Source organism: Terribacillus saccharophilus (assembly GCF_000725365.1).
GTDB classification, from domain to species: domain Bacteria; phylum Bacillota; class Bacilli; order Bacillales; family Amphibacillaceae; genus Terribacillus; species Terribacillus saccharophilus.
This window is the reverse complement of the sequence record NZ_CP008876.1, coordinates 2,482,864-2,499,713: the sequence shown is the minus strand read 5'-3', so window position 1 is coordinate 2,499,713 and position 16,850 is coordinate 2,482,864. Positions and strand designations below refer to the sequence as shown.

The 16,850-nt window shown below is 38.2% G+C and carries 15 protein-coding genes; 3 read left to right on the top strand and 12 right to left on the bottom strand.

Going from position 1 to position 16,850, the window contains the following annotated elements; genetic code table 11:
* Positions 1 to 3 precede the first annotated feature (3 nt).
* Together GZ22_RS12650 and GZ22_RS12645 are read left to right on the top strand one after the other, a co-directional pair.
* Positions 4 to 600 (top strand): pyroglutamyl-peptidase I, encoded by a 597-nt coding sequence (locus GZ22_RS12650; protein ID WP_038563125.1) that lies wholly within the window; start codon positions 4 to 6, stop codon positions 598 to 600.
* 213 nt (positions 601 to 813) lie between these two features.
* Positions 814 to 2,175, top strand: coding sequence for a sodium-dependent transporter (locus GZ22_RS12645; RefSeq protein WP_038563122.1), 1,362 nt, complete (start codon positions 814 to 816; stop codon positions 2,173 to 2,175).
* 174 nt (positions 2,176 to 2,349) lie between these two features.
* Here the strand turns inward: GZ22_RS12645 and GZ22_RS12640 are convergent, their stop codons facing one another.
* The 9 genes from GZ22_RS12640 to GZ22_RS12600 all read right to left on the bottom strand — a co-directional run bounded on the left by GZ22_RS12640 (position 2,350) and on the right by GZ22_RS12600 (position 12,261).
* Positions 2,350 to 2,982, bottom strand: coding sequence for a copper homeostasis protein CutC (locus GZ22_RS12640; protein ID WP_038563119.1), 633 nt, complete (start codon positions 2,980 to 2,982; stop codon positions 2,350 to 2,352).
* 54 nt (positions 2,983 to 3,036) lie between these two features.
* Positions 3,037 to 4,140 carry a hypothetical protein gene (locus GZ22_RS12635; RefSeq protein ID WP_245609664.1) on the bottom strand — a complete coding sequence of 368 codons (1,104 nt, stop codon included), beginning with the start codon at positions 4,138 to 4,140 and terminating at the stop codon, positions 3,037 to 3,039.
* 273 nt (positions 4,141 to 4,413) lie between these two features.
* Positions 4,414 to 5,025, bottom strand: coding sequence for a response regulator transcription factor (locus GZ22_RS12630; RefSeq protein WP_038563116.1), 612 nt, complete (start codon positions 5,023 to 5,025; stop codon positions 4,414 to 4,416).
* Complete coding sequence (locus GZ22_RS12625; protein ID WP_038563114.1) at positions 5,022 to 6,146, bottom strand: sensor histidine kinase; 1,125 nt, start codon at positions 6,144 to 6,146, stop codon at positions 5,022 to 5,024. The genes GZ22_RS12630 and GZ22_RS12625 overlap by 4 nt, the downstream gene beginning before the upstream one ends.
* A 15-nt stretch (positions 6,147 to 6,161) precedes the next feature.
* Positions 6,162 to 7,292, bottom strand: a complete 1,131-nt coding sequence (locus GZ22_RS12620; RefSeq protein ID WP_093880961.1) for a DUF418 domain-containing protein — start codon at positions 7,290 to 7,292, stop codon at positions 6,162 to 6,164.
* Between the two features lie 294 nt (positions 7,293 to 7,586).
* Positions 7,587 to 8,978, bottom strand: coding sequence for a homoserine dehydrogenase (locus GZ22_RS12615; RefSeq protein WP_038563109.1), 1,392 nt, complete (start codon positions 8,976 to 8,978; stop codon positions 7,587 to 7,589).
* Between the two features lie 65 nt (positions 8,979 to 9,043).
* Positions 9,044 to 10,315 (bottom strand): SLC13 family permease, encoded by a 1,272-nt coding sequence (locus GZ22_RS12610; protein ID WP_038563107.1) that lies wholly within the window; start codon positions 10,313 to 10,315, stop codon positions 9,044 to 9,046.
* Positions 10,316 to 10,391: 76 nt separating this feature from the next.
* Entirely contained in the window at positions 10,392 to 10,976 is a 585-nt protein-coding gene (locus GZ22_RS12605) for a class II aldolase/adducin family protein (RefSeq protein WP_217258984.1), read from the bottom strand.
* A 10-nt stretch (positions 10,977 to 10,986) separates the two neighbouring features.
* Complete coding sequence (locus GZ22_RS12600) at positions 10,987 to 12,261, bottom strand: four-carbon acid sugar kinase family protein (RefSeq protein ID WP_038563102.1); 1,275 nt, start codon at positions 12,259 to 12,261, stop codon at positions 10,987 to 10,989.
* A 244-nt stretch (positions 12,262 to 12,505) separates the two neighbouring features.
* Here GZ22_RS12600 and GZ22_RS12595 point away from each other — a divergent pair, with 244 nt between their 5' ends.
* Complete coding sequence (locus tag GZ22_RS12595) at positions 12,506 to 13,132, top strand: GntR family transcriptional regulator (RefSeq protein ID WP_051748261.1); 627 nt, start codon at positions 12,506 to 12,508, stop codon at positions 13,130 to 13,132.
* 170 nt (positions 13,133 to 13,302) lie between these two features.
* On the opposite strand, the gene GZ22_RS12590 is transcribed toward GZ22_RS12595, so the two are convergent.
* Genes GZ22_RS12590 through GZ22_RS12580 form a run of 3 tightly spaced genes read right to left on the bottom strand, consistent with a single transcriptional unit; the run spans position 13,303 to position 16,773 of the window.
* The gene (locus GZ22_RS12590) at positions 13,303 to 14,337 is read right to left on the bottom strand and encodes a Gfo/Idh/MocA family protein (protein ID WP_038563099.1); all 1,035 of its coding nucleotides are present in this window, start codon (positions 14,335 to 14,337) and stop codon (positions 13,303 to 13,305) included.
* 11 nt (positions 14,338 to 14,348) lie between these two features.
* Positions 14,349 to 15,326, bottom strand: coding sequence for an ABC transporter permease (locus tag GZ22_RS12585; RefSeq protein WP_051748260.1), 978 nt, complete (start codon positions 15,324 to 15,326; stop codon positions 14,349 to 14,351).
* Positions 15,319 to 16,773 carry a sugar ABC transporter ATP-binding protein gene (locus tag GZ22_RS12580; protein WP_038565999.1) on the bottom strand — a complete coding sequence of 485 codons (1,455 nt, stop codon included), beginning with the start codon at positions 16,771 to 16,773 and terminating at the stop codon, positions 15,319 to 15,321. The genes GZ22_RS12585 and GZ22_RS12580 overlap by 8 nt, the downstream gene beginning before the upstream one ends.
* Positions 16,774 to 16,850 lie beyond the last annotated feature (77 nt).

The window sequence follows — 16,850 nt, the reverse complement described above, 5'->3', positions numbered from 1 at the left end:
AATTTGAACATCTTACTCACTGGCTTTGAAGCTTTTTTAGGGATGAAATCGAATCCTACAGAAGTGATTGTCCGCAACTTGGACGGAGAAACGATAAATGGGAACAAGATAATCGGCAAGGTGCTTCCAGTCGATTTCACAAAAACGTCCAGCGTCATCTTAGAACATGTCGAAGAACATCAGCCCTCTGTTGTCATCTCTTTAGGGCTAGCTGCCGGAAGAAATAGAATTACACCGGAAAGAATAGCAATAAACTGCATGGACGGAGAAGCAGATAACGCTGGAAATCAGTACGACGGGCAAAAGATTCTAGAAGATGCTCCTGATGCCTACTTCTCGACATTGCCAATTAAAAAGATGGTATCAAAACTGCAGGAACATAACCTGCCAGCGAAGATTTCCAACACTGCCGGCACCTACTTATGCAACCAAACAATGTACACCGTCAGACATCACATCGAAACTAATAAGTTGAATATGATTGCCGGATTCGTGCATATACCAGCACATCATGAACTGGCAACAGTCAATCCAAAGCTGCCTTCATGGTCAGTGAAGGATTTAGAAGCGGCAGTTAAGGTCATTATCGGAGAAATTTAAGATTCATTGTAGAACTCTAAGAAGCTTGGATAGAGATAGTAGTAATAGATAAGCCCCTCCTGCTGAAGGAGGGGCTTTGTCTTACTTGCACATATACTATCTATGCAGCTGTCTCTTTGTCATTATTTTATTTTTTAAATTGTCTGTCCATTAATATGTAATTGTGCTACTATACCCCCATTACTATTTTTTGATCTGAATAGGAGTTGCAACATGTCACAAGAACACTGGAAATCTAAAATTGGTTTTATATTGGCAGCTGCTGGTTCTGCCATCGGCTTGGGAGCCATTTGGAAATTCCCGTATATCGCAGGAACTGGCGGAGGCGGCGCATTCTTTCTAATCTTTTTACTTTTTACTGTTATACTTGGCGCCCCGCTTTTGATAGGGGAGTTTATCATCGGCCGCAGAACCAAGCTTGATGCTGTATCTGCTTATCAAAAGATTGCACCTGGGTCACTCTGGACAATCATAGGCAGACTTGGTGTGGTCACATGCTTTATTTTATTATCCTTTTACAGCGTCGTTGGCGGCTGGATTATCATTTATCTATTTGAAGCCATCCGCGGCAGCCTTAATGGACTTTCACAGGATGGTTATGGCGCGTTGTTTAACGACATCATCTCAAACCCTGTCCCAACGCTCTTCGCTCAATTTCTTTTTATGCTGATAGCAATCCTTGTAGTTGCTAAGGGTGTGCAAAAGGGAATTGAAGTAACAAGTAAGATCATGATGCCAGCGCTATTTCTTTTATTCGTTGTATTAGTCATTCGCTCTGTCAGCTTGGATGGCTCAATGGAAGGCATTCAGTTCATGCTGGTTCCCGATTTCTCCAACCTGACATCAGAGTCGGTGTTGTTCGCACTTGGGCAAGCATTTTTCACTCTATCCGTGGGCGTATCCGTTATGGTTACTTATGCTTCCTATTTGCCAAAAACACAGCATTTGCCGCAAGCGGCTTTTTCTATCATTATTATTAATATTTTTGTGGCGCTTTTAGCTGGTTTAGCTATTTTCCCAGGAGTCTTCTCCTTCGGGATGGAACCTGATGCTGGGCCGGTACTGATATTTGCAGTTTTGCCAGCAGTATTCAGTAACATGCAATTTGGTACCCTATTCTTTATCATCTTCCTGATATTATTCTTGTTTGCCGCTCTAACCTCCGCCTTCTCTATGTTAGAGATCTTTGTGGCGGCCACGACAAAAAAAGACAAAACCAAGCGCACAAAACGATCATGGCAGCTCGGGTTGTTGATTTTCTTGGTCGGAATTCCGTCCTGTCTGTCATATGGCGTGCTGTCTGACTTCCTTATATTCGACAAGACAATATTTGACTTGTTCGATTATACAGTCAGCAATATATTAATGCCATTAGGGGCATTGCTTATTTCACTCTTTGTTCCGCTAAAAATGAAGAAAAGCGAGCTTTTTGAAGAACTGGCACTTGGATCGAATGTTGGCAGAGGATTCTTTCTTGTCTGGTATTATCTATTAAAATATGTCACGCCAATCGCTATCATTATTGTCTTTTTAGATGTGCTCGGGCTATGGGATTTTATTTTTGGTTTATTTTAATAAGTGGATGTTGAGAGGACATAGGTTTACGTCCTCTTTTATTCCACCAAATTCAAACTGGGACAATGAAGGCTGATATGTCTTAAAGCCTTCACCGAGACTTTCCATTAAAAACAGCCCCTTCTGCTCTAGCAGAAAGGGCTGTTTTTAATCTTGAAGAGTAGTGTTTCGCATTTAACCAACTACTCTTGTCCCATGAACTTCTCCAACATGCAGTTCCGATTTGATTAATTCCAGATTCTTAATTGAAATGCCTCCACCAGGAAGGATAATGATTCTGTCATTTGCATACTGTATATAATCCTTCAACCTGGCTAGATTATCTTCAATCTTCGTGTCTAGCGGACCTCCATGGGTAAGGATTCGATGTACCCCGTGTTCCACCAGCCAATCAATCGCTTTCAGCTGACTATCAGGGCTTATATGGTCAAATGCCATGTGAAAGGTTACTTCCAGTCCTTTCGCTAAATCAAGCAAAGTGACCATAGCATCTTCATCAATCCAGCCAGTTTCATTTAAACAACCCAGCACCACGCCATCTGTTCCTAATTCCTTTAGATGCACGAGATCCCGCTTCATCATTTCCACTTCTTCTTTACTAAAAACAAAAATTCCGCCTCTTGGTCTGATCATGCTCATAACCTTAATGTTCTTATCGTGGCAATAGTTAATCGTTACTTCCGCTACGCCGTGACTTACTGTTGTTCCCCCCACTGCAAGGTTGTCACAAAGTTCAACCCTGCCAGCACCTTTAGCAAGCAATTCGGGGACATTCGTGAAGTTCTCTACGCAAACCTCTTTAAGCATATGTATATCCACCTTACTTATGATATTGCTTTCTGTGTATCAATCGTACTACCATTATTGGTAATTAACAAATGCAGGTGCAGGATCTAGTTCCAGAACCTCTTCCGGTGTCATGACAGGTTCGTCTTTCTGATAAAACACCTTGAATCCTCCATATTGGATAGGCTGATTATGTACAAGCTGATGATAACCTGATCGTTTTAAGGCTGCAATGCCATGGCCGTCGTTATTCAGGACTACTTCCACATTTTCTGTCGGCTGGATAGCTTCTTTATTGCTGATAATGATATCTGCAAATTGATGGACGATGACAACCTTGTCCGGAAGTCCATTTTCAGATGCTAGATTTGATACATAATCAATAGCTTCCTGCACCTTTTCCCCATCAACGTGACCTAAATCCTCGCCCGGAATTTGCCCTTCTTTAACATGGAATTCTGTATCGATGGCTAAATGGACATTCGGCATTTTCAAATATTTTTCCAATGACTTCACTTCATTCATGATAGAATCCTGACCCAATTGAACATCCAAAATCAGTAAAGCATCATTTTCTTCAGCTAACTCAGCATACTTTTCAATATCCTCAGCTGAAGTTGGGTGCACATAATGGCCCTCGTCTCCCGGAGTCCGCTGTGCAACCGAGGCAATCAATTCAATAGCTGGAATAGCCGGTCTTTCAGGATCAAGCTCCGAATAAGCCTTGGTCTGCTCCTTCAACTTCTCCATTAATACCTCCGGGCTATACTCTCCCAGAATTCCCATGCTAGTAGAACTAGGATGACCATAATAAGAAACGATTCTATTTTTCTGAAGCGGTCCATCTGTTACATCTTCCGTTCCCTTTTCTAGGGTTTGACCTAAAGGAACGCTTCTCTTCGTGTCATCCCCATGCGCCTCTGTTATTGGCATTTCCGCCAGCTGTGTTTCTGTGTAATGACTTTCCAGCGGTCCGGCTTCCTCAGAAGGTTCAATAGCTTGATAGCTTGGCTGTGACGCAGGTTCCGGAGAAGTTGCTGCTTGCTCATCCGAGCTCAATTCCGACTTTTCATTCGACTTCGGCTCTTGGTCTTGTGAAGTTGCTTCCTGCGAACAGCCTGCTAATAATAAAGCTGGAATGACTGCAAGGCTTGCACTTGCCATAATTAGTTTTTTCACTTTATCCCACCTGTAGTTTAAGAGTATTTCATAAGTTGAAAGTGGTCCTGCATCAAACAAATGAATAGTATAAATCTAACATAGTTAAAAGCTGCTTTTTAGGCTTACCACTAAAAAACCGTTGATAAACTCCGAATATAATCCTAATGTAATAGAAAAGTGTAAAGATAGATTTTTTGTTCATTTCAGCAAGCAGCCCATCAGAAACGTTGCTGATGGGCTGCTTTAACCAAATTAACTTTAAATTCACTGGATGGCTAGTAATATATCTATCTAAATCCATCCTTTTTGTACAGCAGTATTAATGGCTTGTTGTCTGGTTTCAGATTCTAGTTTCTGAATGGCAGAAGATAAATAGTTTCGCACAGTTCCTTTTGTTAAGAAAAGCTCATTGCATATTTCACTCGTTGTTAAACCGCTTTTTGCAAGACGCAGTACTTCGGTTTCACGTAAACTTAGTGGATTCTCTTCCTTCATAAAAAGAGTTGCTGCCAAATCCATACTAATGACGCGCTCTCCCTTTATCACTTTGCGAATAGACTCGATAAGGTAGTCAATTGGTTCATCTTTTAATAAATATCCATCTACTTTGACATCTATTGCTTTTTGTAAAAAGCCTGGCCGCGCAAAGGTCGTAACAATAACAACTTTGCAAGATTGTAATAATGCATCAGTTCTTATTTTCTCTGCTAATTCAAGACCATTCATGAAAGGCATCTCTATATCCAAAAGACATACGTCCGGCTGTTCACTTTGAATTACTTCCCAAGCAGCTTGCCCATCGGATACCTCTGCCACCACCTCTATATCGGCTTCAAACTTTAATAATGCGGTTAATGCTCCACGCAGCATTTGCTGGTCTTCTGCAATGACGATTCGTATCATAACGCAGTGAACCCCCTGTCTGTTTGAAAGATTGGCAGAATCAAGGTAACACTGGTTCCGCCACTGCTTCCGTTGGCCACTTCCGCTGTTCCCTGCACCACTTCCATCCGTTCTTTCATTGACTGGATGCCATTCCCCGGCCCCTTATCCCCTAGTCCAATTCCGTTATCTATTATCTGTATAGAGAAAGCGTTATCAAAAGCCATCAGCCTAACTATACACTGATTTGCTTTGCTGTGTTTCATGATATTCGTCATTGCCTCTCGGATAGTAAGAGCTATCATTGTCTCTCCAACACTAGGCAATAGGGGCAGTTCGCCTTCTTTTTCAATATTCAACTCGATATTTATGCCTTCCATTAGCGCCCGCGATGTTTCTAATTCACTTTTCAATGAAATATATCTCATCTCTGATACAGCTTCCCTGACTTGATGCAAAGCTTTTCTTGCCATCATCGATATATCTTTTACTTCCTGCTTCGCTTCATCGGCATTATGATCTATTAACCTAGAAGTCAATTCACTTTTTAACTTTATCATCGTTAACGTTTGACCAAGTGTGTCGTGAAGATCTCTTGCTATGCGATGCCTTTCTTCCTGTTGGATGTACTTCTCGATCTGTGTATGTGCTGCATCAAGTCTGCCTTGTAAGCCTTTTGCTTTTTCTTTAATGTAAATCAGTATAGGTAACAATAGAAGTACGATAAAAACAGGGAGCAGAATCATATAGTCCTGCCGGGAAAGATTGTCTCCGACTTTCCAATGCACCATAAAAAACATTATTGCTATAGCTGACATTCCTATCGCAATATGTGTTTTTGATTTTGACCTTCCAATTAGATCCGCAAATGTAAAAGCAAACAGCAAGATTGGTATGGTTCCAAATACAGCAAATAAAGTTAAGACGAGAAGCCCCAGCAAAACTGCGGCTAATAATCGCCAGTCTCTATACCAAAGTCCCGTATAAAACGCTATTACATATAGCAACAGAAATAAAACTTTTCCCCACAAACCAAAGGTTGCGTCCGTGCGAAACACAATAAAAATCAAAAACACGATCGTTGTCACATCAATAACTAAATAACTGCCGATTTGATCTCTAGGGTATATCTTATCCGTCATTCCTTCTCCCTTCTACTATTTAGACATGAGAATACGTACTGTATGGAGACGTATGCTCTCCAATGGACCAGCCTTGAATAGACGAAGCCACACGTATGCAAATGCGATTTGCACTAGTGAGATGAGAAACCAAATTAGAATGATACTTAAGGAATCCACTCTTCCGCCAAGAGCCAAGCCCCAACCATAAAAGAGGATAGAGCTTATGACATTTTGCATTACATAACAGCTCAAAGACATTCTTCCAACAAGTTCAAAGCAGCGCCAAAGCCATTTGCACTTACCATATTCTACCACGATTGAAATAACCGCAATATAGCCTATGGATAATATAGGTGCGAATAAGTAACGTACCGCTATATCAAGAGCACCTCCTGGTATGAAAATAAGCATATTCAAAGGCAGCCCTACACATATACCTAACGTAAATAGCTTCTTACGCTGTTGCTTTCCATTATCATCTGGAGCGAAAACACCAGAACGCATGAGTAGAACTCCTAGTAGAAACAAAAAGATATTCATCGGTATAATAAGTATTGCTTCCATTCTTAATGGCAAGAAATGCATCAGACGGTATTGCACTTGCTCAAACCAAGTGCCCCCTTGATATAGTGCAACAACTTCCTCGAAGCTGCCTAACGTTACATTTGCAAAAAGACTCGCTCCTAACAAAAATAGGATGACAACAGTGTGAATACTCCCAATCACAATCAGCACTCTTTTTATAAAACGATTGTCTCTATTTATCAGGAACATGACAACCATTGCTGTTATTCCATAACTCATCAAAATGTCATATTCCATCACCAGGGTATAATGTATGAAACCTTCTATGAATATAAAAACAGCCGTGCCTATATAAACCTTTGTCCAAGCTCTCCCGCGCCGCAGGGCTTGCTGATACTTCAGTTCCATGCCAACACCAAACATAATGGTTAACAAACCTAATAATTTCCCATTTACTAGGAACAGCACAATCATCCTGACCAGATCTTCTGGCTGCCACCATCCCGAGTAATCGATGGTTGTAATGTAAGATAAATTACCCAAGTGTGCAAAGATCCATATATTTGTCCCCAGTGTCCCTAACACAGCGAATCCCCGCAGAATATCAAGTAAACGAATTCTCTCTGTACTTTTCATTATCCTCACGCCATCCTTTCCGAAGCATTTGTATATTAATGATAAACAGAAAAAGGATGAGGATATATTCACACCTGTACGAAAAAGCTTATGACACATGTCATAAGCTACAATATTTACTCAAATGCTGTTCACTAAGTTAGTATCCAATTTTACTAGTTTTTTAAGAATCCCCTTCAATTATAGGCAGATTAACCGTTCTTTCTTATAAGCAAACTAATACTTTTTCTTGAGTTTAAAAGTCCTGCACCTCCGATTCAATTTCGAAAGTGCAGGACTTTATTTACCATAGCGAGTTTAGAAGGATTTTACCCCAACTTCTAACGATAATCCTTTTTGATATACGTCAAATGTGTTTTTTTGAGTCGAATCAACTTCAATATCTTCGAAGCCAATCACCTCACCTTTATTCACATCATTTTTCAGGGTTATATTATTTAATAGATAGAACGGAACAGCGTCTTTCGCTTCATTTCTTTCAAATAACTGGGGCTTAACATCTTTTATTTCATGATGATGTCCATATACTGTAAACGTATGTCCTGCTTTTAGATCTTCCTCGGCAACCCCTGCCATAACGGAAACTTGTCGTGTATCATGACGTGTTCCTACTCCCAGACGTTCTCCAAGTATAATTGATAATGGTGCTTCCAGTCCCATCATGTGGTATGGCTGATAAATACAGCCGTACTTTCCACTCTTACTAATAATGTGACCTTTACCTCTTAATAAATCAACCATAATTTCGTCGTTGGTAAGCTCAAATACGATAAAGACACCGCCAGCAAAACTAGGTTCATTCTTTTCTCTTAATTGATAAAAGACATCCACTACTCCAGAACGATCTAATATCCCGCCATCTTCTTTAGGTACAAAAATTTCAGCTAATTCGTTCACTTTTGCGATTGGATAATTAAGTCCAGGAGCTGCTGGTAGTAAGCCAGTAACATTAGATACTAAATTTATTTCACAAACATCTGCAGCAATTGTTCCAGTAAGTTCTTTTAAAGATTCAAATCTTTGCTGCAGCGTATTTGTATCTTCATATTCCCATGCATTCATTATCTCTGGCTTATCATGATATACTTCTTTTCCATCTGTATAGGTGAGTTTTCCAGAGTCTCTATCAAATACGAAATCATATTCACTAGATTTACCAGCTGCGACAATGTTTAGACCGAGCAGTTTTCCCCAAGAATATAAATCTACTAGATTACGGGGCTGATCTCCATTTACCAGAGCATAAACTGTGTTATTTACATGTGCTAATTGGTTAAAATAAGTTCCGCTGAAACTATCCGTTTCCTTAGAAACCATATACACATTGATACCATTTGTTAATGCATTTTCCGCAATATAAGTTCCAACATCCATGTTTCCAGTTGCCTCTAATACAGAAGAGATTCCTGATTCCAGAACCAATTTGTAATCATCCACAACAATTATTTCACTTTCGTCCGTACGCTTCATTTCCTCTGCATTATGACAGATCACGATTTTTTCTTTGTTGTATCCGCTTTCAATTAATGCATTATAACTTGCTTCAATATCTATTGAACAAACAATCCGAACATCAATCTGATCTACATTTTTAAGCTGTACTAAAGATGTATAACCAAACCCTTGAGAAGCGCCAACGATACCTAGCTTAATCTTTTTATCATAATCAAGTAATTTTGTATAATCCATTATTTGCTACCTCCGATTTACTTATATTTCACAACACTTTTATCTTATCGATCTCATTCCACATCTTAGAAAAATGCTACATATACGATCCACGCAACGAGAGGACCGGCAGCAATGATAAATATGGAAGCTTTTAACAAGTGATTATAAAATGTTGCTTTTGCTTCACCTTGCGCATTGGCTACAAAGATTGCTCCAGTGGTTGAGAACGGGCAGATATCAACGATACTTGAAGCGATACAAACGGCTGCAACTGCACCCATAACCCAGATATCTCCTGTAGCTAACATCGGAATCAATAAAGGAACTACAGCACCAAGGAAACCTGTCGTTGATACAAAAGCAGAAATAATACCGCCAATATAACATGTAACCAATATAGCCAATAACGGATTATCTACCTCTGAAACCAAGTGCGTAATGTAATCGGTTACACCGATTTGCTCCAAAACTCCAACATACGTTACGATACCAGAAACCATTAAGATGATGCTCCAAGGAATTTTACTAACAATTTCTTTTTGTCGTGCAGGATTAAATAATGCAAGTATAAGACCAAGCGTTAAACCTGCAAACCCCATGTTCATTTCAAAGACCATACCCAAAGTGATTAAAGCTCCTAATGCTAATAAAGAAACGATGCGATAGGGTGTAACTTCGATAGTTGGATTCAAAATTGCTTGCAACTCTGCATTATCTTCAGAAATTTCACTTGTCTGATCTGCTTTTCTTCTTTTAAATCCACCAAAGATGAGAAATGTAAGGAAAGCTAATCCTACTGCAAATAGTGTAGAAAGTAAGTATAGTGTATTGGCATTAAATGAAATTCCACTTTCTTCGACTACCCCGCGAACGATGATACCCATAACGTTTAATGGTGAGAAGATTCCCCCAACCATCCCCCAGGCAACCATCAAGGACATTCCTAACTGATTAAATCCAATCTTATGTGCCAAGCGTAAAGCTATTGGAGCTACAATTATAATTGCTGCAGTTCCCTGCGTTCCAATACTCGTCAACAGTAGCTCCAGTAAGAACATAATCCACGGAATCAACATCCTTCTTCCTTTTACTAATTTCAAAGAAGATGCTGTTATTAAATCAATTGTTCCGTTATCTTGTAAGATACCGAAGAAATAGGTGACCCCTGTTAAAATGATAAATAAGTTTACTGGAAATTCCCCAAAGATCTCATCTTCCGTTACTCCTGTAATCGTTGCTAAAATAAATGCAGCAACGAAACCGAGTATCCCCATATTAATAGGTAACTTTGCATTTATAACAAACATCAATAGTAATGCAGCTACTGAAATAATTGTTAACGTTTCAATCCCCATATTTATTTCCCCTCAAGTTCGTATTATTTTCTCTTCACTCAGCGAAACACCCAAAAGTAAAAGTTATACCTATTTCCTATTCTGTTGTTTTAAGTAAGTATGCATTATTTGAAGCTTCTTCTAATTCCTCTATAGCATAAAAAGCTTCTAACATCGTTTTATCAGCTAAGATCGGCCCATGATTTTCGAGTAAATAACAATTTGTTTCTTTTAGCGAATTTCTAAATGCTTCAAATAGTTCCTCTGTCCCTGGAGGGGCATATGGAACAAACCCTACCTCGCCAACCTTCATTTTTAAATACGGCGTAGGGGTCGGTATTAAATCGGATACACCATCCCATTTTTGACAAGACCAATACGTGGCGTACGTACTGTGCGTATGGATTACTGCATCAGCCGATTGATCTTTTTGGAATAATGCTAGATGCAACGGCCATTCTTTACTTGGTTTAATTCCATTTAATACTGTTCCATCCATCGATAAGACGGCAAAGTCATCTTCGCCTAACCTCCCAAAACAAGACCCGCTTCTCGTTACGTAGACCTTATCCTCATATCTGAAGCTCAAATTCGCAGCAGAACCGCTTACTTTGCCTCTGGAGAATAAACTCTGACCGACCCAAATGGCATCCTTCATCATGTTGTTTAATTTATCTTCCACTGCCATCCCCTCAATTCATCTTATTTAATGCTTCTACAAAGAAGTTCACTCCGCCAAAATTCCCGGATTTTAAAACAACTTTCAGATTCTGCTGATGGTCTGGTATTAAAACTGGTACTCCGGGGCTGATAACATCTCCAATATAAAAGCTATTAGGATTCATAACTTTCACTACAGCTCCAGATGTTTCTCCTCCAGCAACTACTAAGTTATTGATTCCTTTGTCTATTGCATACTCCCCTGCAAATGACAATACTTTCTCCACAAGAGTACCTACTTTATTATGAATCTCTGGATCAACATCTTTATTTTTTTCACTATAGATGATAAATACTTTGTCTATATTTTCATCAATAAAATCTATAATTTCCTTTTTCACTGTGTCAAAAGAGCTTAGTAATTCTTTTGATTGAATTAAATAACTAGCATAGCCTTCATCTATAAAGCTGGCTATCTGCTTTTGAGTAGCTTGAGATAAACTACCAGCTAATACCCCGCCTTTAAGTGGAGCTGATATATTTTCATTAGCAGTATAGTCTGCAGGAACAACGTCTTTTCCGGAATTGACTGCCGCTTTATATAACCAGGCCGGCAAGGCGGAAGAGCCGCTGAACAACCTTATATCTTTGAATAATTCAGCGATTATCTGGCCGTGTTCATCCTGGAAATAGTCTACAGCAAGATAAAACTTTTCATTTTCTTTCGCTTTTTCTTCTATATATTTATCGAAGGTTTCTCGATCTGATAAAAAGTCCTCCATCTGAGAAATGGTTAATTTAAATACTTTATATCTACTCTGTCTTTCCATTAAGATCTTTAAATCACTTTCATCCATTGGATTTAGTGGGTGAAATCTCATATGTGTTTGGTCAATTGGTAAACCGTCTACGTATAAAATTCCATCTTCTACTTTTCGATCATTTATTGGTAAGGCTGGAGAAATGAGCGTATATTTCAGATTCATCTTATCCAGTAAATCATCTAATACCGGTCCTATATTTCCTTCAGCTGTAGAATCAAACGTCGAACCATATTTAAAATAAATCATCTCCGTACCAATCTTATTCAGAAAATCGTATGCCTTATTTACCTCACTAATTGCTTCCTCTTTAGAAACACTTCTTGTCTTTAACGCTATTACAACAACATTAATATTTTCATCAAGTTCATAATCTTCTTTAGGAACGCCATTAATTAAAATACAATTTGCATCCTCTAATTTTAAGAATGAGGCAGCATCACCAGCGCCTGTAAAATCATCCGCAATAATCCCAACTTTAACCAATTATCTATCACCCCAGTCAATTAATATTCATGCGATATACCTTGTGTATACACAGAATATACATGTATAATACCAGTAAGGTTTAATAATGTAAACCCTTTCTTTATTTACACAGTCCGTTTTTTCAAAAGTTAGCAAATCTCTTGTCCGGCCGGATTCAAAGTTCGTTTTTATAAATAATGTAAAATATGATACAATTAGATGACCGTATTTTGAGGTTAACTATTAGATTTGGGTGAACAGGATGACACAAAGCTTAAAGCAAAAAGTTTATACATTATTGAAGACTAAAATTCTAAATAATGAACTTAGCGAGGGTGAATACTTAGAGGAAACTAAGTTAGCTGAGCTTTTTGGTGTAAGTAGAACACCATTGAGAGAAGCAATAAACGCTTTGGAAAATGAAAATCTAGTACAAATCATTCCAAAAAAAGGGACATTCGTTACTACCTTAAACACTCAGATCATCAAAGAATTGTTCCAAGCAAGACATATTGTCGAACCTGTTGCATTTGAACTGGCTTTTCCTCATCTAGATTCCGAAGTATTATTAAAATATAAAAATGAATTCAGCATTAATATTGAGAACAAAGATTATAAACAGCTTCACCAGTTAGACTATGAATTTCACAATTATATAAATTCAATGTGTCGTAACAGGTACCTTATAAAATTCTTAAGTGGCATTTCTGATGACTTTCAGCGAGTTCGCACCCAAGACTTCTATACCGAAAAAAGAACGCTTGGCGGAGCAGAAGAACATCTTTTGTTCATTGATCAAATAATTGAAGGTAATATTGACGTCGCTTTAACTCAGCTAAAAGAGCACATCTCAAATACTGAGAAGTATTATTTTCAAAGCTTATACTAACTGCAAAAACAGTATTAAAAGATAAGATGATAATGATATTCACAAAAAAGAAGACCTAAATCCTTTTAAAACAAAAAGGGGTTTGGGTCTTCTTACATTTCAATCTTCTTATGCTATTCCAGTTCTCATGAGAACCACATTTACTTAAGGTATGGTTCGCCGTGATGTATTTAAACAGTAACAACCCGATTTGTTTCTGCTGCTTCTAAAATGCCCAAAATAACCTTTAATGAAGATAATGCGTCATGTCCCGATACCAGTGGGTCCTGATCGAGTCGTACACATTCAATAAAAGCATCGATCACAAAACTATTCGTTTGTTTATTGTTTGTTTGGATACTTTCAAGCTTATAATGTTCCTTCTCTCCGTTTTCTCTGATTACTTCTAACTGGTAAGATTCATTTTGATAAATCTTGAGTATTCCCTTTTCACAATAGATAGTCGTACTATTATCTTCTTCTCCGTAATATGTCCAAGAAAAAGAAGCTGTACCTATGCGGCCTTTTTTTGTCTTTAAGCTGCAGACAATATTGTCACACACTTCAATGGGTTCTCCGTACTCATTCACTTTATCAAGAGCACCTTGAAAAGCACTGACTTGCTCGATTTCATCCTCTAAAATGTAATGGATTAAATCCACTTTATGAATGCCTAAATCTCCAGCCACTCCATGGCCAGACCGCTCTTTCTTAAAAAACCATGTAGAGTTTGACTTATTTGCCCCCCATTGTTCGGGTCCAGAATGTCCAAAGGTTGTTTTAAAAGTTAGTACTTTTCCAAGTTCTCCATTACTAATAATTTCTTTTGCTTTTTGATGCGCACGATTAAATCGTTGGTTGTGATCAACCATTAATTTCTTTCCGGCTTTCTTCTGAGCTGCCACTATTAGATTAGCATGTTCAATAGTTAAAGAAATTGGCTTTTCACATAAGACGTGCTTGCCACTTAGCAGTGCATTGGTAGAATAGATATGATGATATTCATTAGTCGAACAATCACTAATTACATCAATAGCAGAATCGGCATATAGCTCTTCCACTGATTGAACAATTTTCCCACCAAATTCATTTGCAAGTTCTATCGCCCGATCTGCATTCCGGTCGAAAAAAACAATCTCATCCACATATGGATTAGATTTATATTCAGGTGCATGGCGTAATTTAGTGATCGAGCCACACCCGATAATACCCACTTTTATACCCATAGCAATCCCTCCTACTCTCTCTTTTGGAATACTACTGCAATAATAATGATTAAGCCCTTAACAAATCCTTGAAGATGCGGAGATACGTTCATTAAATTCATCATATTATTTAGAATACCTAAGATGAGCACTCCAAAAAATGTACCTATGATCTTTCCGCGTCCACCAGTCATTCTTGTACCACCAATTATTACTGCAGCGATCGCATCTAGTTCATATTGGACTCCTGAACTAGAAGAAGAAATGGAGTTCAGTCGAGATGTCTCAATAATAGCTGCTATACTCACTAGTAAGCCTGCCAAGCTATAGACACCAATTTTTATCCGATCTACTCGAATGGCTGAAAGAAGGGCAGCCTTTTCATTACTTCCTATGGCGTATACATGACGTCCGAAACGTGTTTTATGCATTAAAATATAAACAAGTATCGTCATAATAAGGAAGATAATTATAGGATAATCAAAGATCCATAAATTGTTATTAGCAATTGCAGTGAACCCTGAAACTTCCCCTGATATACTGCCACCTTCCGCAATATATAAGGCAATAGAACGGGCAGCCGCCATCATTCCGAGGGTCGCAATGAAAGAGGCAATTCTTCCTTTAGCCACCATTATTCCATTTAAGAAACCTGCAAATGATCCAACGATAAATGCCGTTATTAAGGCAATCCAAATACTTCCTGTGGCATTTAAAGCTAAAACAGTGACCACACCGACCAATACAAGTACAGAGCCCACTGAAAGGTCAATACCACCTGACAGCATGACGATGGTCATACCTAAAGCAACTATTCCAATAATAGATACCTGCATTAATATATTGAGCTGATTATTCATATCTAGAAATCTAGGACTCAAAACTGATGCTGCAATAAAAATTATTATGAAGGCAATGATAACGCTATACTCAGACCATAGCCAAGAAAGCTTGCCTTTTACAGTAGAGATTTGCGGCTTTTGTTCTTTAAGACTATTAGTATCAGCCAATTTCATTTGCCTCCCTTTTTGAGCCAGTTGCATAACTCATTATTTCGTCTTCTGTTACTTCTTCTCCCTTAAAACTTGCTGTTATTTCTCCTTGAAACATCACATAGATTTGATGACAGACCTTAAGTATTTCAGGTGCTTCCGAAGATAAGATAATAACGGCCTTGCCCTGTTCGGCTAAAGAGACGATTTGGTGATATATTTCTTGTTTTGCTCCAATATCAATTCCTTGTGTTGGATTATCAAAAATAATAATGTCAGTATCAACCTCTAACCATTTAGCAATAATGACTTTTTGCTGGTTTCCACCGCTTAACTTATCGATAGTAATGCGTGGATTGTGTACTTTAATATTCAACTTTTCCTTGTAGTACTGAAATCTTTCCTTTTCTAATTTTTCTTGAATAAAAGCCATTTTCTCAAAGTTTTCGATAGATGATAAACTCATATTATGAATAACGTTTAGATCTTTAATAATTGCATTTTCCTTTCGATCCTTCGGTACAAGTCCTAATCCTGCTTTTACTGCTTTACGTGGATGATCTATTTTTATCAGCTGATTATTTATTTTAATTTCACCAGTGTATGTTTTACGATAACCAAATAAGCTTTCAAAAAGCTCCGTTCTTCCATCTCCTGCTAAGCCGGTAAAGCCTGCTATCTCCCCTTTTTTAAGAGTAAAGCTAATGTTGCTAAAAGACCCTGGACTTGATAAATTTTTCACTTCTAACACTTCTGAACCAAAGGTATGATCTTGAATTAATCGCTCTTGGGAAATAGATTTGCCAACCATAAGTTTAGTTATCGTATCTAAATTCTCTTCTTCCATTCTCCCATTACCAACAAGCTCGCCATCACGAAGCACTGTATAGCTGTCACAAACTTCCTTGATCTCCTTTAACTTATGAGAGATATAAATAATAGACACACCAGATTGCTTTAAGTTATTCATCAATCCAAATAATCGTTTAACTTCATGTTCCGCTAAAGAAGTTGTAGGTTCATCCATAATAATCATTTTGGATTTGTGTAATAGTGCTTTGGATATCTCAATTAATTGTTTGTAGGAGGTTTCTAGATTTCTGACATATTCCTTTGGATCGATATCTACGCCGAGCTTTGCTAGTATTTCATTTGTTTTTTGACACATCTCGTCTACTTTTAGAAATCTGTATCTAGTGCGAATTTCTGAACCTAAAAACATATTTTCGTAGACTCTTAGATCGGACACGACATTAAGCTCTTGATGGATAAAACTAATACCATATTCTTGGGCAGCCCTTGGATTCGTTATCTTTACTTCTTCACCATTAATTTGTATAGAGCCATTATCAAATGGATGGACGCCGCCTAAGATATTCATCAGTGTAGATTTACCTGCACCATTTTCTCCTAAGAGTGCATGTATCTCACCCTGTGCAACATGAAAAGTTACCTTTTTCAACACTGATACTCCGTTAAATGATTTATCAATGTTGTTCATTGTCATGAAAGGACTTGTAGTCATGGCGTGTATTATCCCTC